Here is a 25,509-nt window from a genome sequence, read left to right as displayed (position 1 = left end):
TATGTCTAAAATCCTTTATGTCTTTATGTACAAATCCTTTATGTCTTTATGTCCAAAAATATTTATGTCTTTATGTCGTTTATTACAAGGATATTTAGTAAATTTGCAGGCAAAACGACAGAAATGTAACCTATCATGGATGACGACATAAAGGATATTGAGCAAAAGGAAGTACACACAGACTATCAACCGGTAAACCGCTTCGATGCCACCGCAGTGCATCACCTCAGCGGAATGTACAAAAATTGGTTTCTCGATTACGCCTCATACGTAATACTCGAACGTGCAGTCCCGCACATCGAAGACGGCTTGAAACCAGTGCAACGACGCATTCTGCACTCGATGAAACGCATGGATGATGGGCGATACAACAAAGTTGCGAACATCGTAGGCCACACCATGCAGTTCCACCCGCATGGCGATGCCTCTATTGGCGATGCACTTGTGCAACTTGGACAGAAAGAACTTCTCGTTGACACTCAAGGAAACTGGGGAAATATCCTCACCGGTTCGTCGGCTGCAGCACCGCGATATATCGAGGCGCGGCTATCCAAATTCGCTCTCGATGTGGTATTCAATCCCAAGACCACACAATGGAAGATGAGTTATGACGGTCGCAACAGAGAACCGGTTACACTGCCGGTAAAATTCCCTATGTTGTTGGCGCAAGGTGCCGAGGGAATCGCCGTGGGTCTGTCATCCAAAATTCTGCCGCACAACTTCAACGAACTCTGTGACGCAGCGATAAGTCACTTGAGCGGAGAAGATTTCGAACTATACCCCGACTTCCCCACAAGCGGAAGCATTGATGTCACGAAATATAACGACGGACAACGTGGTGGCTCGGTCAAAGTGAGGGCCAAGATAGAGAAACTTGACCAAAAGACACTCGTTATACGTGAGATACCATTTTCAAAAACGTCGGAAACTCTTCAGGACTCGATTGTTAAAGCCATAGAACGAGGAAAGATAAAGGCACGCAAGGTTGAAGACCTAACGGCTGCAGAGGTGGAAATACAGGTTCATTTGGCTCCCGGAGTGTCAAGTGACAAAACAATAGATGCGTTATATGCTTTCACAGATTGCGAAGTCAGTCTGTCGCCGAACTGCTGCGTAATAGAGAACAACAAACCATGTTTTCTCACCGTCAGTGATGTGTTGCGCAACTCTGCCGACCGCACAATGGGACTACTCCGCACCGAATTAGAGATACGTCGTAACGAATTGGAGGAACAACTGTTCTTCGCATCGCTTGAGAAGATTTTCATAGAGGAACGCATCTATAAGGACAAAGGATTTGAAACGGCAGAAAACATGGATAAGGTTGTGGCGCATATCGACAAGCGATTAGAGCCTTTCAAACCAAAATTGATTCGCGAGGTGACACGCGATGATATAATGAGGCTCATGGAAATAAAGATGCAACGCATTCTCAAGTTCAGCAAGGACAAGGCTGACGAACTCATGGCACGCATAAATGCCGAACTGAAAGAGATTGCACATGACCTTGCCCACATGACCGAAGTTACAATAAACTGGTTCAAATTCATAAAAGAGAAATACGGAAAAGACCATCCAAGGCGCACCGAGATACGCAACTTCGACACAATAGAAGCGGCAAAGGTTGCCGAGGCGAACGAAAAACTATACATAAACCGAGCAGAAGGATTCATAGGTACGGGGCTGAAAAAAGACGAGTTCGTCTGCAACTGTTCCGACATAGACGACGTAATACTGTTCTATCGTGACGGTTTGTTTAAGGTGGTTCGCGTGGCCGACAAGATTTTCGTGGGCAAGAACATCATACACGTTGACATATTCAAGCGTGGCGACAACCGGACCATATATAACATGGTGTATAGAGACGGAAAAGCGGGGGCTTATTATATGAAAAGATTCTCGGTTCCGGCAGTGACACGCGAGCGCGAATATGACCTCACAAAAGGTACGGAGGGCAGTAGAATAGTGTATTTCACTGCAAATCCTAACGGCGAGGCAGAGATTATAAAAGTGGCTTTGCAACCATCGGCATTCCGCAAGAAACTGTTCATGGAGAAAGATTTCAGCGAGATAAGTATCAAAGGACGCGGCGCGGCAGGACGACTATTGACAAAAGTGCCGGTAACTCGTATCACACTGAAAAGTCACGGGCATTCTACTCTCGGCGGACGTAAGGTGTGGTTTGACGAAGACGTACAACGACTGAACTATGATGAGCACGGACGCTATCTTGGAGAGTTTGATGATGACGACCGTATCTTGGTGGTTCTTGACAATGGTGACTTCTATTCCACCAATTTCGATGTGAACAATCACTACGAGACTAACATAAAGGTAATCGAGAAATTCGACCCCGACAAGGTATGGACAGCCCTGCTCTTTGACGCAGAGAACAACGGTTACCTATATCTGAAACGCTTCACAATGGAGGCGAAAAAGAACAAACAGAACTATCTTGGAACCGAAGAAGGGTCAAGAGAGGTTCTGCTGACAGACCAAACCTATCCGCGAGTGAGAGTGACATTCGGAGGAAACGATGCGTTCCGCGAACCGATGGAGATAGAAGCCGAGGAGTTTGTGGGCGTAAAAGGATTCAAGGCTCACGGAAAACGCGTAAGTACATGGGACATCGAAGGAGTGGAGGAACTTGAACCGCTGCGCCTTTCGGAAAAAGAGAGCGAAGAAATGCCCGACGAAGAGGAGAGTGACAATAGCGAGAACGCTGCTGTAGAAACACCGAAACCCACTGAGACAAAAGAGTCGAAACATAACGAGGACATAACGGGGCAACTAAGACTTTTCACAGATGAAGAATAGATACGTCATATCATTAATTATGATGTCGGTATTGTTGATGTCGGCATTACATGTTTCTGCCCAAAACGAGGGGACAAAACAAAGAACAGACATCATAAACACCAAACTCGTAGGTATCGGTGCATCACAAATTCTCGACACATACATATCACCGGAGCATTACAACGGCATGGAATTACGCTTCATCGACAATACTGTGAGACGTAAAACAGCAGGTCTTGAATTGCTCGAACCGACTGAAATGTTACCGACATACCGCAAATGGAGTACTACAATAACTCATCAGGCCTACCTTGCCTCTACATCTACGAGGAGTGATAACAGTAACGATATTACCGGACTATACACTATATCCATAGGCAGACTACGTCATTGGGATATGCTTGCCAACAGGCTGCACGTCAGAGCAGGTGGAATGGGAGAGGTGGGAATAGGATTCTTATACAACACTCGGAACGGAAATAATCCCGGACAGATAAGACTCGGAATGAATATCGCGCCGACAGCAACCGCAGAATATGACTTCAAGGCTTTCGGTAAACGGATGACATTGGGGTATGAAGTGCAAGTGCCTTTGCTCGGACTGATGTTTACGCCACATTACGGACAGTCGTACTATGAGATTTTTACACGTGGCAATTACGATCATAACATAGTAGTGACTACTCCATTCAACGCTCCTTCGCTAAGGTATGCACTGACATTGCAACTGCATTTGAAGAAAATATCCCTCAATGTGGGCTATCTCGGCGACTTCAAACAGTCCGACGTTAACAATCTGAAAAATCACAGTTACTCACATCTCGTGGTAGTCGGTTTCACCAGACGGTTCCACATCGTAAACCATTAACGCAATGAAACACATCGTTATATATCTCACAATACTCGGAATGTTGTGCTCATGCATAGATGAAGAACAATATTCCGACACGCCACGCGGCAACTTTGAGGCACTATGGCGCATATTCGATGAGCACTACTGTTTCTTCTCATATAAGAACAAGCAGTATGGATTGGACTGGAATAAAGTTTATGAGAAATATTCACCGCAATTTACCGATGACATGTCGGAAGGACAGATGTTTGAGGTAATGGCAAATATGCTGTCTGAACTGCGCGATGGTCACGTTAACATATATAGTAATTTTGACATGGCACGCAATTGGTCGTGGCACGAGAACCATCCGCGTAATTTCAGCGACTCGCTTCTGCGGGCATATATGGGGACAGATTATATGATTGCATCGGGCATAGAATATCGCACACTTGACGATAATATAGGATATATGCGCTATGGTTCGTTCTCGCGAAGTATCAGCGATGGTAATATGGATGCCGTTTTTTCACATCTCGCCACATGCAACGGACTGATAATTGACATCCGTGACAACAGTGGCGGTAATCTTTCTACGACAGAGAAATTTGCTGCACGTTTCACAAACAAGGAAATTCTTGTTGGCTACATGCAACATAAGACGGGACGCGGACATGATGATTTCTCGGAAATGAAGGAACAAAGACTGAAGCCTTCGGCCGGGATAAGGTGGCAAAAGCCGGTGGTAGTACTGACAAACAGGCACGTGTATAGTGCTGCTAACGAGTTCGTAAAGTATATGAAATGTTGTCCGCAGGTGAAAATCGTGGGCGATAAGACTGGCGGAGGTGCAGGGATGCCGTTCTCGTCGGAACTTCCATGCGGCTGGTCGGTGAGATTCTCTGCATGCCCTATGTATGACCGTGACCGACAAAGCACCGAGTTTGGAATTGAACCTGACTACAACGTTTCCCTGACAGATGCTGATTTCAAGAAAGGGAAAGACACTATTATTGAATTTGCCCGCCGATTACTTAACGAATAGAGCGAGACTCTGCATCCAATATTTAATACTTAACTTTCAAATTAAATGATTGTCTTAGAAAATCTTTCCATAGGATATGTTGCAAAAAACAACAGAAAAATTGTCGTGGAAGATATTAATGCCAACCTGCTGGAAGGCGAACTAACATGCCTGATAGGTCCTAACGGCATTGGAAAGAGTACTCTGCTGAGAACACTTAGTGCTTTCCAACCGGCAATAAAAGGCAGCATAGCAATAGACGGGAAACGTCTTGATATGCTTACAGACAAAGAGGTGTCACGGCAAATAGGAGTTGTGCTGACCTCAAAACCAAGGGTGCAAAACATCACGGTGACAGAACTTGTAGGTCTCGGTCGCTCACCATACACAGGATTTTGGGGAACACTGAACAGCAAAGATCGTGATATAGTGGAAGATAGCATCAGTAAAACCGGCATAACGCATCTTGCCGAACGCATGATTCAAACTTTGAGTGATGGCGAACGACAGAAAGTGATGATTGCAAAAGCATTGGCACAGCAAACTCCGGTAATCTATCTCGACGAACCAACGGCATTCCTTGATTACCCCTCAAAAGTGGATATGTTGATACTGTTGCGTAACTTAGCGCACGAAACAGGCAAAACAATATTTCTTTCTACACACGACCTCGAACTCGCACTTCAACTCGCAGACCGACTTTGGTTGCTACACCCTGCAACAACCGAGTGCAAGTCGAAAAAGGATGAGCAAATGGAAAGAAATGAAGAAAAAACGATATTGCAAATCGGAACGCCGGAAGAATTGTCAAAAACAGGTGCGCTCGCCTCTTTCATAGAACGTCCCGGCATACACTTCCACCCCGATACACTCACAATCAGCGTGGATAAATAAAATAATCCGCGTATAATTTGGATTTTCATAAAAAACACACTACCTTTGCACCACGTTTCTAAAAAAGAACGTCCGCGCGCCTGTGGCGAAATTGGTATACGCGCCAGACTTAGGATCTGGTAACTTCCGTTGTGTAGGTTCGAGTCCTATCAGGCGCACAAATAACAAACAAAAGAAATGCGTTATTAGGCTAACAATAAGCCTTTTAACGCATTTCTTATTTTATTCCGCTTCTATTTCAGCCCACATATCAATCACTTTGGATACTTTAATACGTTATTAAACTATTCTTCTTATTACAATGTAGGATAATGTAAGCCAAAGATTGTCTCATTGATTTGCCAAGAGGATTGCATCACGACATTTCTCCATAAGCCATTTCGGAGTGCTTGTTGCTCCACAGATACCAACAGAATTAATTCCTTTAAGCCACGAATGCTCTATCTCCTCGGCACTTTCTATCAGATGACTATTGGGATTGACGCGCCTACACTCATTGAAAAGTACCTTACCATTACTGCTTTTTCTTCCACACACAAAGAGCACAAGGTCGTGACGTTTGGCAAAAGCACTGACATTGGGCATGCGATTGGCCACTTGGCGGCATATAGTATCGAAACTTTTGAAATCGGCTTCCGGTGAAATATTCTCCTTAATATACTCTATGATGCGCTGAAACTCATCGAGCGACTTTGTTGTCTGCGAGTACAAATAAATATCTCGGTGCATATCAAGTTTCTTAACATCATCGAAATTGGCAATCACTATGGCATGATTACGTGTCTGTCCCACAAGTCCGAGCACCTCGGCATGCCCAGGTTTACCAAAAATAACTATCTGCGCATCGGTATTTGCGCTATATTGTCGATTAATTCTTCGCTGCAACTGTAACACCACCGGACAAGTGGCATCTATTATCTCAATGTTGTTACGCTTGGCCAATTCGTATGTTTCCGGCGGTTCACCGTGAGCACGCAACAACACTTTGGCATCATGTAACTGCTTCAATTCATCATGGTTGATAGTAACAAGACCCATATTGCGCAACCTGTCACACTCCATACCATTGTGCACGATGTCGCCAAGGCAATAAAGTATCGTTCCTTTCGCAAGTTCTTCCTCTGCCTTACATATTGCCGTTGTCACTCCAAAGCAGAATCCGCTGCCACTGTCAATTTCTATTTGTAACATTTTTAAGGTAGTTTGACGAGATAACTAAATGAGATTCCTTTCAATGATATCCTATGACTTCAAGATGATAACACTCTATTTCTCTTTGCGCAACAGGTCGAAATACATGCTAAGCAAGTCAGCGGCTGCGGCGAAACTTGTTTTCTCTCCATTCAGCACAGACTGCTCAGAGCGAAGAATGCTCTCCTGCACCTGCACATTGTTGTAGAACGAATTGCGCAGGTTCTCATTTATACTTTCATACATCCAGTATTTTGCCTGTTCGTTACGTCTGTAATTGAAATAACCGTTATGCTTAACAAAATCTATGTATTCATAGACCATGTCCCATATTTCCTTTATTCCTGTTCCGTAGAAACCGCTGTAACAAAGCACTTTCGGCAACCAACCGCTGTCAGGCATAGGGAAGAAATGCAGCGCATTGCGGAAATTCGTTGCCGCCATCTGACATTTATCAACATTGTTACCATCACATTTGTTTATCACAATACCATCGGAAATCTCCATGATACCACGCTTTATGCCTTGCAATTCGTCACCTGTTCCGGCAAGTTGTATAAGCAAGAAGAAATCTACCATTGAGTGACAAGCGGTTTCGCTCTGCCCCACTCCGACCGTCTCAACAAAAATCTTATCGAATCCGGCAGCCTCGCAGAGTATAATAGACTCACGTGTCTTACGCGCCACACCGCCCAACGACCCTGCTGTTGGCGAAGGACGAATGAATGCATCGGGGTGAAGTGCAAGTTTCTCCATACGTGTCTTGTCCCCGAGAATACTACCTTTACTTCGCTCCGAACTTGGATCAATGGCAAGCACAGCCAATTTTCCGCCTGTACGCTCAAGAACATGAATTCCGAACTGGTCGATACTTGTACTCTTTCCTGCTCCCGGTACACCGCTGATACCTATTCTTATAGAACTACCGCTATATGGCAAGCACTTCTCTATCACCTCCTGAGCCTTCTGCTGATGAGCCGGATTGACGCTCTCAACAAGTGTTACGGCCTGACTCAGTATCGTCACATCTCCCTTTATGATACCGTCCACCATATCTCCGACAGAAATCTCACGGCGGCGGAAGTGTCCGCGTTTCAGATATGGATTTACTATCGAAGGTTGCTTAACGCCGGAATTTACCGTTAAACCTTTATATTCTTCGTTATTTTCAGGATGCTCCATTAATACTTAAGTTAAAACATTGAATTCTATTCATAATTATATAAGGTAAGCAGATTCTCAAAAGCAACCGCCCATTACCTTATCTTGCATTTGTCTCATCTCACTCCCTGCCAATCATTTCTCTACCTTGACATCAACCACAATCTTGGCATTCGTCGGGTCGTTAGTTATCATCAACACGCGAGGCATTGCACGCAAGTTCTTCATAGCCTTTGCTTCGGCCGTGACTTTCAATGTGGCCTTATCTCCCGGTTTCAACCTTGTCTTGCTGAGTTGCACGCTCAAACCTGCCGTGAACATCTGTAGCGACGAAATGTCAAGTTCGCTCTTGCCTATGTTCTCAAGTGTTATCGTGCCACTTTTTTTCTTCTTTCCGCCAAACTTACCAAGGTCAAGCGTAGTATTCTCCATGCGAAGTTTCGGAGCATTGCGCATTTGTTCTTCAGTGAGTTCGTTGAATGCCGGCAGCAACACCACCGACACGTCTATCGCCTTATCCCGACTAACCTTGTCACCCGGTTTCATTCCGAGAAATACCGAGGTCTGTGTAAGTCCGAAATCACGCACATTATTTGAATTAAGCGTAAGTTCAACAATACCCTGCCGGCCTGGAGGAATGGTAGTTGGAGAAACATTTGCGATGAGATAATCGGGCAGATGCATCACTACAGGAGTTACCGGCTCGCGACTGGTATTCTTCAGGTGTATGCGCTTCATGGGCATTTCTCCACGGTTCACATTATCAAACTCCACGTTATTCACGTCAGCCTGAATAGAGCCAAGTTTCTCTGCGAAATCACCGGAAAATGAAATGTCTCCTTCTGCCACCACGCCCTTAATTGTCAGATAGTATGGTTTCTGCGAGGCATTGCTATAAACAGCCAACTGCTTGCTGAAATGTCCGAGTTGACGAGCATCGTATGTGGCCGAAATAACGAAACTCTCACCGTCGGCTATCGGCTGTCGCGGGAAACTCACCGTTGTGCAACCACAGTCCGGACGCACCTCACTGATGCGCAGTTGCTGTCCTTTATTTTTCATTTCAAAGTTCACCGTAACCGGTTGTTCGAACTTAACACCACCGCAGTCAACTATCTTATGCCGCGCCGAAATTTCCTGTGCCGATACTCCTGTTGCGGCAATCGCCAGCACAGTTGCCATAATTAATCTATTGTTCATAATCTTTTTATTTCACTGTTATTGTGAATGCCTTGCTTCGCCCGAAGAACTCCGGCGAGTAAGCACATTGCACCGTACATGTACCGGTGGTATATTCACCGGCACGGTCTATATAATATTCTGCCTCAACCACATACGTTCCTTTCGCCATACTGTCGAAGTAATAATTCGTAGTGTAATCTTTTGGAGCGATGTAATATCCCCAATGATAACCGCTAAGTTGGTTTATAGGTTCAAGACATGCTGCTCTCTTATCAATCAACTGCACGAAATCATAATCACGATCGGCTTTTATCGTTATGCGCACTTTCACCTTGTCACCAACTTTCAGAGTGTGCAAATTATCTATCTTTTTATCTTCGGCAGTGACAAGTTCGCGTTTCACCGTCAATCCGGAAGAAGTCTCGGCAATATCGGTTGCCGGTTGCATGAACTGTGCATATACCGCTCCCCATGATGTGCCCTCCGAAGTCTTCGAAATCTCAAGTTGTTTTGGAGTCTCTGCATCAATCACGGTCTTCACATATCCCAGTCCGGCAGTTTCTTTCGACGTACTTATATTATGGTTATCTACCGTAAAAGTAGTCATTTCTCGTCCTTCAATAGCCTTATTGTTACCATAAAGGAATGCGAACACGGCATTGACACTGTTTATATAAGTATCCCAAGCCTGCGTGTGTTTCTCTGTCAGCAGCCATCGGCGCATCTCTTCAATGGTTTGTTTGTCATCCGGTGCCACAATTTGCAATGCTTCTATCACTGCTGTCTGTGTCGGTATGCGATAATCAAACCAACTGTAATGAGCGCGCGGAGTCTCATAGTATCTGCCTTTCTCTTCGTTATAAACAGTATATTCCTTAAGACTCTTTATATATTCTGCCGCCTTTTCCGTCTGTCCGTCCTTGGCAAGCACAACAGCCATAAATGCCTTTGCATAAATGCTTTCCGACAGTTTCTGCTTGCTCAGATAATTTATAATATAGTCTTTTGCTTCTTTCTCTTCCTGAGTGAGTTCCACACCGGAAACCAGATTCATATATGCCCATTGCAGTGCATAATAGTCATTGATGATTACCGGCTTGCCTTCCTTTTCCATTTTTTTTAATTCCTTCACCTTTTCTATAACGATATTGCTAAGATAATCGTTGGCAAGAGCGAGAATGTGAGCAGTATTTTTCTGCGAACCAATAAGTACATTGAGACGCGTGAGCAACTCAACCACCTCGGCTGTCATATATGGCGACCCCCTCATACCTTTCCACCAAGAGAAAGAACCATCTGAGTTTTGCAACACTTTCAGACCGTAAATGGCCTTTTCGAGTCGTTGATTTATGTCTTTATCATCAAAGAATCGTGCTATCTCACGCTTCCTCTCACTCTCATTTTTGGCATCGGCCACCCACGGTGTCTCGTCAAGTACAAGAGTTTTCAGGTCTTGGTTTTTCTCCAATTGTGATGCGAGCGACTTTTCATTGCCTGCTTCCTTTTGCCACTCTTTGAATACTTTTTCAATATTAGGCGATTGCTTCATAATAGACAAGCCGAGAGAGTTGGCGTAATAAGAAGCAGCAAGAGAAATTGCGTTATTCTCATTCACGTTACCTACGAACGGTATCGACTGTATCATCAGCCACGCCGGATTATTTGTATATTCGAGAGTATATTTCCGATTACTTATATCCTTACCCGAAGGTATCATATTAGCAAGGTCGATATTCAATTTTCCGGGTTTATGCTGCGTTATAGGCAGGGTATTTATTACCATTTCATTAGAGGGCAGAATTGGCAGATAGTGCTGCTCGCCATCGCTGAATCCCTTGCCTGATGCCGTTATGCGGCATATCAACAGTGAGAGGTCTTTTACTTTCAACTCTCTCTCCGGTTCGAAAACAAATGTTGCCGAGCCAGTTTTTCCGGCTTCAACACTGAATTTTTGCGTACTTTCTACAACCACCTCCTCCGTTTCCGGGTCGAGAAGTTGCATCGTTACCTCTCCTGCAACGTTCTTTTCTGACGTATTGAAAATTCTTGTTGAGACCGTGGATTTGTCACCCATACGTACAAATCGCGGTATATTTGGCTGAACCATTACTTTCTTCTTTGCAACCGCAGATCCGCTGAAAGTGCCGTAATTCATTTCCTTATCGTGAGCAAGCCCTCTCACTTTCCATGTCGTTACGCTTTCCGGCAATGTGAATTTCAGACTCACGTTACCTTTAGAGTCGGTTATAAGCATTGGAAAGAAGAATGCTGTTTCGTTGAAATTCTCACGCACCGAAACCGTCTTCTCTCCTTTTTTCTTTTCTTCTTTATCTTCCTCCTGCTTTTCTTCTTTATATTTCTTCTGCTCTATTTCTTTATTCTCTTCCGATGATCTTTCTTCTTTTACCATCGGAACTATGTCCATTAGGATTTCTTCCGAGACCTCTTCCTTATAGTTCGCACTCAATGCCGGCATCGTTCTACGCATGCCGCTTCTTGTCAATTCAACATATCTGCCGGAATGTCTTATTCCTCCTAATGACAATTCTTCAAAAACAGAGAACGACAATTCTTCAAATTCAAGTAGGCTTTTATCCAACCCATACGAGAATAAGAACGATGATATATATGGGTACTTCCATTGAGTGTGTGATGCATTTCTTACAAATGGTAGCGGAAGCCTCATATAGTATGGTGCTATTTGTTCGAGACTCTTGTCATACATCGTTGCCATCAGTTGTGCACGGGCTGACTTTCCGTCAGGTTTTTGCACACTCAGCGTCCATTCTTCTTTCTGTCCCGGCGTAAGTCTGTCGCGGAAAGTTGTCCATTTCACGTTAAGATCTTTCACCGGTAAAGGTTTGCTTATTCTATGGCTGTGCATATATGCCTCACCATTCTTCACCCATACATAGTTCAACAAGATGCCCGTACCATACTCATCTTTATATGAGAACTTACGTGTATTTATTGCATTGCTCAACGCCATTGTTCCGCTTTCAAGTACTTTATTCTCGGATATAATGGTGTAAAGCACGTGTACATTCTCGTCAGACGAACCTACCATCACGCCCACCGTCTTGTCATCTCTCGGGAAAGTATTGTCTGTGGTATAGAACCAGTCGTGTGTTTCTTCATAAGGTGTCTTGTCATCAATCGAGAATATAATGAATTCGCGCATCCTTACCTCCCCTTTACATTCTGCTTCCATTACGTGTTTTCCGGAAGCCAGCGACGTAAGGTCGAGTTTTATCGTTTCGTTTGCCTTCACCATCTTGGCATTTTTTCCGTCTATGGTATATTTCACGTCTCCCTCCAGTTTGTTTCCTGCGGCATTGTATAAAGAGAACACCACACTGTTCAGTTTCTCTTTAAGTTCCTTTTCCGGAAGATTGAAGTTGAAATAGAACTCCTTAGAACCAACAGACATTGAAATGTCACCCTCGTGCGACTCGCCCGCAGCATCAGTAACTTTGGCACTTACGATGTAACTATACACATTTTCACTTCCTTCCGGATAGATGAAAGCCAAAGGGATTTCAAATTCACCATTATCGTCAGCCACTATTTGACCTTCAGCAAGTTTCACTTCGTCCTCATTATAGTTGCGCCACCAGCCCCACCATGCCTGCCTGCGCTTCACGTTGTATGAAACCTTTGCACCTTGCACCGGCACTCCTGCATAACTCTTGGCGCGTCCTTTAACCATTATGGTGTCGCCAATCTTATATCCTTGTTTATAATCATCAAACTCCACCTCGAACGTCGGGCGTTTATATTCTTCCACCCTTATTACATGATTTGTATTAAACTCTTTTGAACGGAGATAGAAATGCCCCGTAAGTCCTGACGAAGGCAGCACGAAATCGGTAGAAGCCATACCGAACTCATCGGTAGTCAATGCCTTTTCTCCTATCACTTCTCCATTCGCATTTCGCAGTTCAAGCACGAAAGGCGTGTCGTTCAACACCTTCGACTCATCACCATTCTTTACCGTATAGGCAAGAGTTGCCACATGCACTGTCTGCCCCGGTCGGTATATCGAACGGTCGGTATAAATCTCCATGAGCGTTCTATCCCACGGTGCTTTGTAATCAATGAACTCATATTGATTGAGTTCTTTTATCGGAAAGGCATTCTCATTCTCTGTTGACATGCCGACATACGCTTCTTCGGGAATATCAGAAATTATCACCTCGCCCTTCTCGTCTGTCGTGTAATAATTGTATGATTCGTCGTCTTCATACTTATCTGAAATAGCAACTTTCGCATTTTGCACAGGCTGACCACTTTCACGATCGAGAACAACAAACCTTATATTCTTGTTTGGCAATCCCAACGATACGTATGTAAGACTTGTCACATTGAAACTATAATAAGCCTTTTTCTTTCCCATTTCCGGAGTCTCCACCTCCATTATATATATACCGGCAGACAATCCATCAACGGAGAGTGTATCTTCGAAATACTCGTATGGAGGCCTTTCGTTGTATGTCAGAGTCTTTTCAAAAGCCAATGTCTCATCATACTTATTAAGCACATCACACTCATCCAATTCATCTATAACATCTTTGTATTCTTCCGGAGAAATGTCAATACGATAAATACGCGCCGTCAACCCTCGCAGATTGCGCATATCAAAAACCAAATCGAAAGGTTTGTTCGGATATATAATATTATAATGTGAACGGACTGTGAATCTTGGGGTAGTTATTTCTGTGAGCATATTGCGCAACTCATTCGCTCCCTTCCAATTACCCCATCTGTTTATGGCATCACGAAGAAAATCATATTCGGCTTTATCGCTATCAAAATGTTCTTTCCCACGAAGCACTGCGGCCGCACCACAGACCTCAAGGTCGCCATAACGGGCAATCAATGAATCAAGAAGGGTTATCTTTTCATTGTCATAAAACCTCCTTAAGCCCGCTCCAAGAGCATAACTTTCAATATCAGCATGCTCCCAGGTTATCATTTCCAAAGCAGACAGGAATGCGGCCTCACGGTTTCCATGCGAATCATAATACTCATTCAATGTCTTCATGTCTCCCGCTTCGAAACCTATTATGCTCAGAAGGTCATGATTGAAATACTTACTGTCAACGCCCTTCACTGTGAGCGGTTCCATCTCTGACGCTTTATGCCGTGCCAGCAAATCAGGATTTGCCAGTGCCTTGGCATAATATTCACGCGATTTCGCAAATTCTTCAGCATTATATCTATATGCCTCCTTATAAAAATTGCCGAGCGCACAATAATATACGGCAGCAAGAGCAGGGTCGCTCTTCTCCGCCATAAGGGCTGCATTTTTGAATTTCTCTATCTCCACATCGGCAGAATCGGGGTTCACTTCCGTGACAAGCCCCGACCTCATTATCTGCGCCTTGAGCAGATTGCCATAGGATTTTTCACGCGAAGCCTTGGCGATTACCTTGTCGAGCGCGGAAATTGCGCTCTGCGGAAGATCTTTCTCAAGTTCATTCTCAACAACTTTCCATAAAGAATTATAACTCTGACCGAATACGAACATTGGTAGAACAAATAATACGACGATCGTCAACAAGATTGATTTTTTCATAAATTTACGTGTTTATACGTATAATGCAAAGGTATATAAAATATTGCACATCACAAAACTTGTTTATAAGTTTTTTATGAACGTTATGAAGTATCAAGAAAAATCCTTATCTTTGCATTTACATTTTAAGTCACGGCAAAACATCATTGTGACTATACAAACATAAAATTCACTTAAAAACAGAAAAGAAATGAACATCGGAGACAAAGCACCGGAAATTCTGGGACGCGACCAAAACGGTAATGAAATCAGACTGGCAGACTTTGCCGGGCGCAAACTCGTACTGTATTTCTATCCTAAAGACAGTACAAGCGGATGTACGGCGGAGGCGTGTTCGCTGCGCGACAACTACACCGAACTGCGCAAACAAGGATATGAGGTGGTGGGAGTGAGCATTCAGGACGAGAAATCGCACTTGAAATTCATTGAGAAAAACCAACTTCCTTTCAACCTGATTGCCGATACCGACAAATCTCTGAACGAGAAATTCGGAGTGTGGGGCGAGAAAAGCATGTACGGCAGAAAGTATTTCGGCACGTTTCGCACCACTTTCATAATCAACGAGGAAGGCATCATCGAACGAATTTTCCTTCCTAAGGAGATTAAAACAAAGATTCACGGGGAGCAGATATTGGGCAAATAGACACCCTGATATTCCCGAAAATGAGATATGCCGCGCCTGTTCGATGAGGCTCGAACAGGCGCGGCGTTTTTTATTTCAATATCCCGGCATCTCGGTCTTTAAGATTTATTCTGCGCCGGATGTCGAGGTATTTTCTGCCATGCTGCAGTTTCAGCGCGACACTCAGACTGACATAATTCCCTGCATCGGCATCACGTATTGTGGTTATCTTGTGCAGGTTTACGTTCATTTTTTCTGCACGGTGAATCATCGGATGGGCACGGAACGGATTACGGCAGTTGAGCGACAGTGTCAACGGTCCCGTCCGGTAGCCGGCAACAAACTGCGCCTCGACACCATTGCGCCCTCGTGTTTCACCTTCCATCCACCTGAAGCCCGTTTCGGCGTATGCCGTCAGTGTCCATTTGCCGAGATACGCATTCAGCGAAGCCACTCCCATGAACGATGTGTAACGATGACGATAGTCGTCGCCTTTATTGTCGCATTCGAAAATCTGTGCACTCGCTGAAGCCACGAGTTTATGTGGTATGATGTCATAGCGTGCGTATGCCATGCCCATAAGCAAGTTGCAGTGGGGTTGATTGGTCTGTGTGTCGATGAAGATATTGTCTGCCGTGCGTATTGTTCGGCGCATATTGCTGTTAGGGTTCAGTTTCGCATAACCTTGCAGCATTGCCATTAGTCGCGGTTTGCTTACCGTCAGTCGCAACACATGCTCTATCACCCTGTTAGGTTTCAGGTCGGGATTGCCCACCACCATCTCCATCGAATTGGTGCGCAACGCCACATCATTGATAACAGCAATCTGTGACATATGTTGATTGCAGTCGAAAGTGTAACTCAACTGCCAACCTTCCCAAAGCGGATAAGCAATATCTACTTTCGGGCGCAGCACGAAATGATGGTTGCTGTGTTTCCCCTGCCGGTAATATCTGTTGCTGCCACCTATGCCGACGGTATATTGCAAACGTGCCAGACTACCGCTTATCTGTCCATAAAGATATTGCTCCGAACTTCTGAACAGCGAGCGTGCCGAGGCATCGCCTGTATATCTGTTGTCTGTAAGTTTTCGGTTATATTGCATACCTAAGTCTATGGTGAACGGTTTCAGAATATTCTCATAAATGGCCTCACTCTTCAACGACCACACCCTACCATCAACATTATATATATAAGGTGTTACCTCATCATCATATTCTTCACCGTCACTGTCGATATTCGTCACTACCGCACTTGCCGTAATGTTCTGATGGCGTTTGAAGTCACGATGATAATATATGTCGAATGTTGAGTATCGGGAATCGCCTATCGAACGTTTATCCGTGGGAAGTATTCCGTTGTCCAACATTCTTTTTCTGTATATCCTGCTACGTATGTCATAGTATGACAGTCGCGATTGCAACACATACGATGTGTCGGAGATACTATATGACAGTTGGGCGGAATGGCTCGCATTTCTGTTTCTGTTTTCCAAGTCTTGCCTTATTATTGTTTTCACCGTACCGTCATTCAACACATAATCGGCAGTCTCTTTTGTCATTACTCCTTTCATGTCGGAATACCCAAAGGTATAATTTGCACCGAATTCACTCTTTCCTATATTCATACGTGCGAAGACATTCTCAGAAAGATTACGCATCATAAGGTCGTAGTCCTGTTCGGTGCCTAATACATAGCCGCTTCTTGCTCTTTTCGTAATAATGTTTATCACATACACCACGTTCTCGCCATAGCGCAAACCGGGACGGTCGATATACTCAATCCTCATAACGGCATTCATGTCAAGCGCCAGCATGTCTTGCTGTGTTGCAGGTACACCATTTATACGTAAACCGACTTCTCCTCTATTGTCAACGGAACTTATTCCGCGCTTCAACACATCGACGTGAATACCCGGCAATGACAGTTTCTGAAGCAAAGAATAACCGTTGCTCGAACTGCGCAGTTCTTCCTCCGAGGGATAAATCCATTTACCATCGCGCTTATCTGTCGCACGCCTTCCGCTAACCGTAACCTCACCTATCTCGCCTCCCTCTACTTGTGCGGAGGCTGTCATAGATGCCATAACTAAAAATAACAGAATAAAAAACTTTTTCATATCTTTGCAATTTTTCCGCAAAGATATGGCCTTTCACGCAAACCATTGACAGACATTCACTGACATTTGGCTGACATTTGAGTGACAGACTGACATATCACACCTTTATTATTATACAACTTAGTCAGATTTTATCAGATTTGTTTGGATATGAATGTAGTTCTGTGTACTTTTGTGGCACAAGCATTAAGGATATGAAATAATATGAGAACTCCGGGATAAATCCCAAATCGGTAATCAAACTACAATCACCATCATTCCCTTATTGAATTTATAAATTCAAAAAATATTAGTATCTTTGTAGCGATTGAAAAATAGAAATAACATAAACCTAATAACAGAATGAAAAAAATTATCGTATTGTCGGCACTCGCACTGACAGCAGCAACAATGAGTGCACAAAGCATTATCTATCCGAAAGCACCGAAAGACGGCACTGTGGACACGTATTTCGGCGTGGAAGTTTCTGACCCTTATCGCCCCTTGGAAGCCGACCGCAGCCAAGAAACAACGGCATGGGTAGAGGCTGAAAACAAAGTAACCAACGCTTACTTGGCGAAAATACCATTCCGTGCAAAACTGTTGAAACGCCTGAAAGAGGTTGCAGACTTCGAAAAGGTAGGCACGCCGTTCAAAAAGAACGGCAAATGGTATGTCTATAAGAACAACGGACTGCAGAACCAAAGTGTGCTATATCAAATGGACGACTTGAACGGAACGCTCCACGAGTTTCTCGACCCTAACAAACTGAGTGACGACGGCACCGTGGCACTGCAAAACACATCCTTCTCGAAGGACGGAAAGTATATGGCTTACGTCATATCGCGCAGCGGAAGCGATTGGCAGGAAATATATGTAATGGACGTTGCAACGGGCGAACTGCTGACCGACCACATAGAATGGGCGAAGTTTGGTGGTCCGCAATGGTGCGGTAACGGCTTCTATTACAGTGCCTACGATGCTCCCGAAAAGGGCAAGGAGTTCAGTTCCAAGAACGAGGTGCACAAGGTTTACTACCACAAAATAGGCACAAAGCAGAGCGACGACGTGTTGTTCTACCAAAATCCTGTTCACCCGCTACGCTTCTATTCGGTGTCGGTGAACAAGGACGAAACCATAATGTTCCTGTATGAGAGTGGTGCCGGTTCGGGCATGAACTTATATGTGCGCGACCTTCGTGTACCAAACTCACAGTTCATACAGATGACTTCCAACATGGACTTGCAGTACAGCCCCATCGAAACCATCGGAGATAACATCTATCTGCTCACAAACGATGGTGCACCACGTGGTCGAGTAATGGTCGCCGACATACACAAGCCGGGCTTTAACGACTGGAAAGAACTCATCGCTGAAAACAAAAGCGTGCTCGAGGATGTGCAGTTTGCCGATGATAAACTCGTGCTTACATACAATCAAGATGCCGCTACCCACCTATATATATATTCTACAGACGGCAAACAACTAAACGAAATAAAACTGCCTACCGTAGGACGCGCTTATTTCAGTAGCAAACGCGGACAGAAAGAATGTTTTTACGGTTTCTCTTCGTTCACAGTTCCGAACAGCATCTACCAATACGACATCGCCGAAAACAAGAGTACTTTATACGCTGCACCGAAGGTTAAGTTCGACCTCGATAAATATATCACCCAACAAGTGTTCTTTATCAGTAAGGACGGAACGAAGATCCCGATGTTCCTAACACACAAAAAGAACTTGAAATTAAATGGCAAGAACCCCGTACTGATATATGGATATGGTGGTTTCAACGTGTCGTTGCCTCCAAATTTCTCGTCAATGCGCATACCATTCCTCGAAAATGGCGGCATCTACGCACAGGTTAATCTGCGTGGTGGTAGCGAATATGGCGAAGAATGGCACACTGCTGGTACAAAAATGCAGAAGCAAAACGTGTTCGACGACTTTATTTCGTCTGCCGAATGGCTCATCACAAACAATTTCACAAGCAAGGATCACATTGCAATTATGGGCGGCAGCAACGGCGGACTCCTCATTGGTGCATGTATGACACAACGCCCCGACCTGTTTAAAGTCTGCATTCCGCAAGTGGGCGTAATGGATATGCTGCGCTACCACAAGTTCACCATCGGTTGGAACTGGGCACCTGACTACGGCACAAGCGAAGACAGCAAGGAAATGTTCGAATACTTGTACGCCTATTCGCCACTGCACAATCTGAAGAAAGGCGTTAACTACCCTGCAACACTCGTAACAACCGCCGACCACGACGACCGTGTAGTGCCCGCACACTCGTTCAAATTTGCAGCAACCTTGCAAGATTGTCAAGGCGGCACTGCTCCTGTTCTCATCCGTATCGACAGTAAGGCAGGGCACGGTAGCGGCAAACCATTGGCAAAACAATTGGAAGAACAAGCCGACATCTACGGTTTCATTATGAAACACTTAGGTATGAAATTTAAATAATAAGGGTGTATCAAAACTCTAATATGAACACTCCAAACAGTTACTAATTGTAACTATTCACCATAAAAGAGCCATATCAAACTTTGTATAAAAGTGCTGATATGGCTCTTTTCATTTGCCTTTGAAAGGAAATTAGCATCTGCGCAACCATTACATCTTGACGTAGCCCGCTACGCCATCGATAGAAATACAAACAACTTGCTCGACTATCAAAGAAAACAACCGTTCTTATGCTTGGACAGAAAAATATCGATGTTTTTATGTGCTTTATGCTCTGTTTCAGCGACATTGAAGATACTGTATGTCCGATTAGAGCAAGTCGGCAAAAATAAAAATGTCAGATTTGAGCAAGTTTTTGTCCGATTAGAGCAAGTCTGTTTGGGAAAAATCATATAACTTTGCAACAATAAAAGGCGAAACAATGACTGAGTAGCATCAAGAAAAAGAAAGAAAGGTGTATCACTAACAATAACAGCAGTGGACATTTCTGAACTTTTTGTAAGATTGCTTGTAACGCTTGGGGCACATTTAGGTAATGGTCAACTCTGAATTGAATTCCCGCAAAGATGAGTTTGCCCCCATACCCGAAATCGCGAACAAGGACTTGGTTCGAAGATTTAGCAGTCGGAAACGAAGGTAAAGTGCTCTATGCCCTTGGAAAGTGGCCATTGCGTCATCATTATTCCAGAGGAAACGTATTGGAAGGAGTTTCAAAAGAATAACCAAACTCTCAACTCTCTCTTCAGTACCCATGTAAACAGAGAACCTGTAATGATGTGTGGAGAACTATCAACAATAAATGTTTAACCATTAAAAACAAAAAGTAATGAAAACTAAAAAAAATGAGAAACTAAATGTGACATGCAAGATGCTTGCACTCGCAGCAGTAGTGATGATGATGAGCGTAGTATTCACCGCCTGCTCGGGTGATGACGATGATTCAAAGCCCAATCCCGATACAGTCGAATACGTGGATCTCGGTCTGCCCAGCGGCACGAAATGGGCTACCTGCAACATTGGTGCCAAGCAGCCAAAGGAATATGGCGACTACTACGCTTGGGGAGAAACCAAGAGCAAAGAAAAATACGATTGGAGTACTTACAAGTGGATGAAAGAGGGAGAAGCCGACTGGAAACACATCAACAAGTACACCGTTAAAGACAATCAGACCGGTGCTGACTGGTACAAGAAATTACGATCCTTATATGAGTTCATCGGTGACAACAAGGAAACCCTTGAAGACGTGGATGACGTAGCCACCGTCAAACTCGGAAAGCCATGGCGTACACCGACCAAAGATGAATTACAAGAACTTATATCTGAATGTAATTGGGCGTGGATAAATGACAACGATAAAAAAGGCTTTGAGATAAAAAGTCGGCGTAACAATAATAAAATCTTTATGCCTGTCGCCGGCTTCCGCAAAGACTCCGAAATCTTAAGTGCAGGTAACGTGGGGTTCTACATGTCGAAGTCGATTGATACAAACAACAGTTCTAAGTGTGAATACCTTAACCTCAATATTGTTAAATCCTTCATTTCACAAGAGTCTCGTTGCTTTGGGTACTTAGTGCGCCCGGTGCGCAAATAAATTCAAGAAGCAAGCCTGTCAATAGGGAATGATAGGGGTTGTGACCTGATAACCAATCAAAGACAGAGATATTCAAATAGTGGCAAGTGACGGAAATACTTGTTTTTACGATTTATACGCGAGTTCTTATTCCGAACTCGCGTATATCATTTTCTACGATTGTGTATAACATAGATAGGAGTATGTATTCCATCACATTTCATCAAGATATTTTTATAGTATGCATCCATATCGAGCGAGATACTTACTGCGAAACCTCGGGCATCTCCACCTTATGCAGTGCAGGTTGAGCAAAAGTATAGACTATGAATACAATGCAAAAACAAGTGTGCTTTGCGAGAAAGCAATATCATTTGCCACTAAATCAGAAATAATGGATTAAGAATCAGTTCCGAACAATCAGACGATAGGCACGCCCACGCAAACTTTCTATTTGCAGATTGGAGCGTTTCTCAACGACCGGTTTAAGTCGTTTTATCAATGTATAAAGCGTTTCCGAGGCATCTTCTTTCTTTGGCCAAAGCGCATTGCAGATATCAGTCTTTGTGAGCAAGCCGTCTTCCGATTCATAAAAGAGTGTCATCAGTTGATGTTGCATTGGGGTGAAAGTAACTTCACGACCTGCCGCATCATAAAAAACACCGTTATTTTCGTTCAACACAAGACCTGTACTTTTTTGTTTGGCATTGAACGTCGTTTGTTGCGACACATCGGCAATCACCGAATTCATACCGACCAACATCCGCTCACCACGTAAGAAAAAATGAAGAGCGCAACCAAGCCCCCAAAGCAATGACGCAAAAGCGAGAAGAGCGGAGAGACGTTGGTCGCTGATGCTCCATATTGCCGCCACAGAACATTCGGCACGATAGGCCATGCGGTCGTGCTCGGCAGAACATACCACTATCTTGCTCGACTGTCGCAGTTCGGCCTGTGGGATATTGCTGCGGAACAGAGCCACAGTATCGGGAGTGATTACTGTTGACTGCTGCATGGCCAAGGCCAGACTGAGAGCCTCGTTCAAATCGCGCTCGGCACGCTTGTTGGCATCATTATAACTACCAACGCTTGCCGCAATACTCGACACGAGGAGCACGGCAAATATCAATACGGAATGCCATCGTTTCATTATATCTGTACTTTAGGTTAGCCGTTAATGCTGTTTGTTATGGTGCAAAGATACGAAATAGTTTGCAAAATGGGCGAAATTACAAAGCAAAATCGCCCAAATTGGTCGACAAAATGGGCGATTTTGGTCGCCATTTTGTGCTAAATCGGAATAAGCATGACAATATTTCACACAATAATGCCAAATTGTCAGAAAATTGATTAGGGCACATCATTTGAACTTATGATAACAGAAACTTAAAAGAAAGGAGATAATTATGACACTTGACAATTTCACAATCAAAGCACAAGAGACTGTTCAGGAAGCGATGAACATCACACAACGTGCAGGACAACAGACGCTTGAACCGACTCATCTGCTAAAGGGTTTGCTCACAAAAGCAAAAGACATCACCACCTTCTTGTTCCAAAAGACCGGTGTGAACGGTGCGCATGTGGAGCAACTCGTGGACAGCGAACTGAGTCACCAACCGCGAGTGCAGGGCGGACAACCGTATCTGAGCAACGACACGAACATGGTTCTGGTGAAAGCGGAGGAAATTTCGAAGAAAATGGGCGATGAATTTGTAAGCGTGGAGCCGATAATTCTCGCACTGCTAAGCGTGGACTGCACCGCCTCACGCATACTGAAAGATGCGGGAATGAACGAGAAAGACACGCGCAAGGCTATCGAAGAACTGCGCAAAGGAGAGAAGGTGAACAGCAGATCGGCCGAAGACAACTATCAGAGTCTCAGCAAGTATGCAAAAAATCTGGTGGAAGATGCACGTGCGGGGAAACTCGACCCGGTGATAGGACGCGATGAGGAAATTCGCCGTGTGCTGCAAATTCTGTCGCGAAGAACAAAGAACAACCCTGTGCTTATCGGCGAACCGGGTACGGGAAAGACCGCCATCGTGGAGGGACTTGCCGAACGAATAGTTCGCGGTGACGTGCCGGAGAACCTCAAGGACAAACAACTTTATAGTCTTGACATGGGTGCATTGCTGGCCGGTGCGAAATATAAGGGTGAGTTCGAGGAGCGTCTGAAGAGTGTAATCAACGAGGTTACGAAAAGCGAGGGACGCATAATTCTTTTCATTGACGAGATTCACACGCTCGTGGGAGCAGGCGGAGGAGAGGGCGCAATGGATGCCGCAAACATCTTGAAACCGGCACTCGCACGTGGTGAACTGCGCTCGATAGGTGCCACAACGCTCAACGAATACCAGAAATATTTCGAAAAAGACAAGGCTTTGGAAAGACGTTTCCAGACGGTAATGGTTGACGAACCGGACGAACTGTCGGCAATAAGTATATTACGAGGACTGAAAGAACGGTACGAGAATCACCACAAAGTGCGCATACAAGACGATGCCTGCATAGCAGCGGTGAAACTGTCGGAACGTTATATCAGCGACCGTTTCCTGCCCGACAAGGCGATAGACCTGATGGACGAGGCTGCCGCAAAACTGCGTATGGAACGCGACTCGGTGCCTGAAGAACTTGACGACACCATGCGACAACTGAAGCAATTGGAGATAGAACGCGAGGCGATAAAGCGGGAGAACGACGAACCGAAACTGGCATTGCTCGACAAGGAAATCGCAGAACTGCGCGAACAGGAGAATCATGCACGTGCGAAATGGGAGAGCGAGAAGGCTTTGGTAAACAAGATACAACAGAACAAGCAGCAGATTGAGCAACTGAAGTTCGAAGCCGAGCGTGCCGAGCGCGAAGGCGACTATGCCCGGGTGGCTGAGATAAGATACAGCAAACTGAAGGCATTGGATGACGAGATAAACAATTTGACGCAGCAACTGGCAAATCAGGGGGACAACCGTATGGTGAGAGAGGAGGTTACGGCCGATGACATTGCTGAAGTGGTGAGCCGCTGGACGGGTATTCCTGTAACGAGAATGCTACAGAGCGAACGCGAGAAACTGCTGCATCTTGAAGAGGAACTGCACCGCCGCGTGATAGGACAGAACGAGGCCATCACAGCCGTGAGCGATGCCGTGCGCCGCAGCCGTGCCGGTCTTCAAGACCCGAAACGCCCCATAGCATCGTTCATTTTCATGGGAACGACAGGCGTTGGAAAGACCGAACTGGCAAAGGCTTTGGCCGAATATCTGTTCAACGACGAACAGATGATGACACGTATAGACATGTCGGAATATCAGGAGAAGTTCAGCGTGAGCCGCCTCATCGGTGCTCCTCCGGGATATGTGGGCTATGACGAGGGCGGACAACTCACAGAGGCGGTGCGTCGCAAGCCTTATTCGGTGGTTCTCTTCGATGAGATAGAGAAGGCTCACCCCGATGTTTTCAACATCCTGCTGCAAGTGCTCGATGACGGCAGACTCACTGATAACAAGGGGCGGACGGTGAACTTCAAGAACACCATAATAATAATGACCTCAAACCTCGGCTCTCAATACATACAGAGCGAGTTTGAGAACATGACCGAAGCGAACCGTGACGAGGTTACTGAAAGGACGAAGAAAACGGTAATGGAGATGTTGAAAAAGACCATACGACCGGAATTCCTAAACCGTATAGACGAAACGATAATGTTCTTGCCTCTGACCAAGGAAGAAATCACAGATGTGGTGAGACTTCAAATTGGTGTGGTACAGAAGATGCTTGCCGAACAAGACATTCGTCTCGAGATGACACAAGAGGGCGTAAGTTTCCTCGCCGGTGTCGGGTTCGATCCGGAATTTGGTGCACGACCTGTGAAACGTGCCATTCAGCGGTATGTTCTAAACGACCTCTCGAAACGCTTGCTCGCCGGAGAAGTGAATCGCGAAAAGCCTATCGTGATAGACAGCAATGGCAAGGAACTGATATTGAGGAACGCATCAGACAAGGAATAGGAGCAATGGAAACATACTCCGTTGCGGAATAAAAACAAAATTACGGTCATTTACGCTAAACTTTTTTAGACGTAAATGACCG

The 25,509-nt window shown here is 44.8% G+C and carries 13 protein-coding genes, 1 tRNA gene and 1 pseudogene; 9 read left to right on the top strand and 6 right to left on the bottom strand.

Going from position 1 to position 25,509, the window contains the following annotated elements; genetic code table 11:
• Positions 1–135: 135 nt before the first annotated feature.
• From EHV08_RS10785 to EHV08_RS10765, 5 genes and pseudogenes are all read left to right on the top strand, one after another.
• Positions 136–2,817 carry a DNA gyrase/topoisomerase IV subunit A gene (locus EHV08_RS10785; RefSeq protein ID WP_126679270.1) on the top strand — a complete coding sequence of 894 codons (2,682 nt, stop codon included), beginning with the start codon at positions 136–138 and terminating at the stop codon, positions 2,815–2,817.
• Positions 2,807–3,667: a DUF3316 domain-containing protein gene (locus EHV08_RS10780; RefSeq protein ID WP_126679269.1), complete on the top strand. Its 861-nt coding sequence runs from the start codon at positions 2,807–2,809 to the stop codon at positions 3,665–3,667. The genes EHV08_RS10785 and EHV08_RS10780 overlap by 11 nt, the downstream gene beginning before the upstream one ends.
• A 4-nt stretch (positions 3,668–3,671) precedes the next feature.
• Entirely contained in the window at positions 3,672–4,676 is a 1,005-nt protein-coding gene (locus tag EHV08_RS10775) for a S41 family peptidase (protein ID WP_126679268.1), read from the top strand.
• Between the two features lie 45 nt (positions 4,677–4,721).
• Positions 4,722–5,543 (top strand): annotated as a pseudogene (locus tag EHV08_RS10770) (ABC transporter ATP-binding protein); the annotation flags it as partial.
• An 82-nt stretch (positions 5,544–5,625) separates the two neighbouring features.
• Positions 5,626–5,707 (top strand) — tRNA-Leu (locus EHV08_RS10765).
• A 172-nt stretch (positions 5,708–5,879) separates the two neighbouring features.
• Here the strand turns inward: EHV08_RS10765 and EHV08_RS10760 are convergent.
• From EHV08_RS10760 to EHV08_RS10745, 4 genes are all read right to left on the bottom strand, one after another.
• Positions 5,880–6,740: a 4-hydroxy-3-methylbut-2-enyl diphosphate reductase gene (locus EHV08_RS10760; protein ID WP_126679266.1), complete on the bottom strand. Its 861-nt coding sequence runs from the start codon at positions 6,738–6,740 to the stop codon at positions 5,880–5,882.
• A 75-nt stretch (positions 6,741–6,815) separates the two neighbouring features.
• On the bottom strand, positions 6,816–7,922 hold the full coding sequence (gene meaB / locus EHV08_RS10755; protein WP_126679265.1) for a methylmalonyl Co-A mutase-associated GTPase MeaB: 1,107 nt from the start codon (positions 7,920–7,922) through the stop codon (positions 6,816–6,818).
• Between the two features lie 114 nt (positions 7,923–8,036).
• Positions 8,037–9,101, bottom strand: coding sequence for a DUF1573 domain-containing protein (locus EHV08_RS10750; protein ID WP_126679264.1), 1,065 nt, complete (start codon positions 9,099–9,101; stop codon positions 8,037–8,039).
• Positions 9,102–9,108: 7 nt separating this feature from the next.
• Positions 9,109–14,613, bottom strand: coding sequence for an alpha-2-macroglobulin family protein (locus tag EHV08_RS10745; protein ID WP_158676084.1), 5,505 nt, complete (start codon positions 14,611–14,613; stop codon positions 9,109–9,111).
• A gap of 238 nt (positions 14,614–14,851) precedes the next feature.
• On the opposite strand from EHV08_RS10745, the gene bcp reads away from it, so the two are divergent.
• Entirely contained in the window at positions 14,852–15,304 is a 453-nt protein-coding gene (bcp, locus tag EHV08_RS10740; RefSeq protein WP_126679262.1) for a thioredoxin-dependent thiol peroxidase, read from the top strand.
• Between the two features lie 70 nt (positions 15,305–15,374).
• Here the strand turns inward: bcp and EHV08_RS10735 are convergent, their stop codons facing one another.
• Complete coding sequence (locus EHV08_RS10735) at positions 15,375–17,402, bottom strand: TonB-dependent receptor (protein ID WP_126679261.1); 2,028 nt, start codon at positions 17,400–17,402, stop codon at positions 15,375–15,377.
• A gap of 342 nt (positions 17,403–17,744) precedes the next feature.
• Here EHV08_RS10735 and EHV08_RS10730 point away from each other — a divergent pair, with 342 nt between their 5' ends.
• Together EHV08_RS10730 and EHV08_RS10725 are read left to right on the top strand one after the other, a co-directional pair.
• On the top strand, positions 17,745–19,850 hold the full coding sequence (locus EHV08_RS10730; protein WP_126679260.1) for a prolyl oligopeptidase family serine peptidase: 2,106 nt from the start codon (positions 17,745–17,747) through the stop codon (positions 19,848–19,850).
• Positions 19,851–20,676: 826 nt separating this feature from the next.
• Positions 20,677–21,441, top strand: a complete 765-nt coding sequence (locus EHV08_RS10725) for a hypothetical protein (protein WP_126679259.1) — start codon at positions 20,677–20,679, stop codon at positions 21,439–21,441.
• Between the two features lie 385 nt (positions 21,442–21,826).
• Here EHV08_RS10725 and EHV08_RS10720 read toward each other — a convergent pair whose 3' ends face one another.
• The gene (locus EHV08_RS10720; RefSeq protein WP_126679258.1) at positions 21,827–22,570 is read right to left on the bottom strand and encodes a helix-turn-helix domain-containing protein; all 744 of its coding nucleotides are present in this window, start codon (positions 22,568–22,570) and stop codon (positions 21,827–21,829) included.
• 256 nt (positions 22,571–22,826) lie between these two features.
• On the opposite strand from EHV08_RS10720, the gene clpB reads away from it, so the two are divergent.
• Positions 22,827–25,427 (top strand): ATP-dependent chaperone ClpB, encoded by a 2,601-nt coding sequence (gene clpB, locus EHV08_RS10715; protein WP_126679257.1) that lies wholly within the window; start codon positions 22,827–22,829, stop codon positions 25,425–25,427.
• The last annotated feature ends 82 nt before the right edge of the window (positions 25,428–25,509 follow it).

The sequence above is a fragment of the Prevotella koreensis genome (assembly GCF_003977605.1).
GTDB classification, from domain to species: Bacteria; Bacteroidota; Bacteroidia; order Bacteroidales; family Bacteroidaceae; genus Prevotella; species Prevotella koreensis.
Note: the sequence above shows the minus strand (reverse complement) of the source record. Positions and strands in the feature narration are given on the sequence as shown.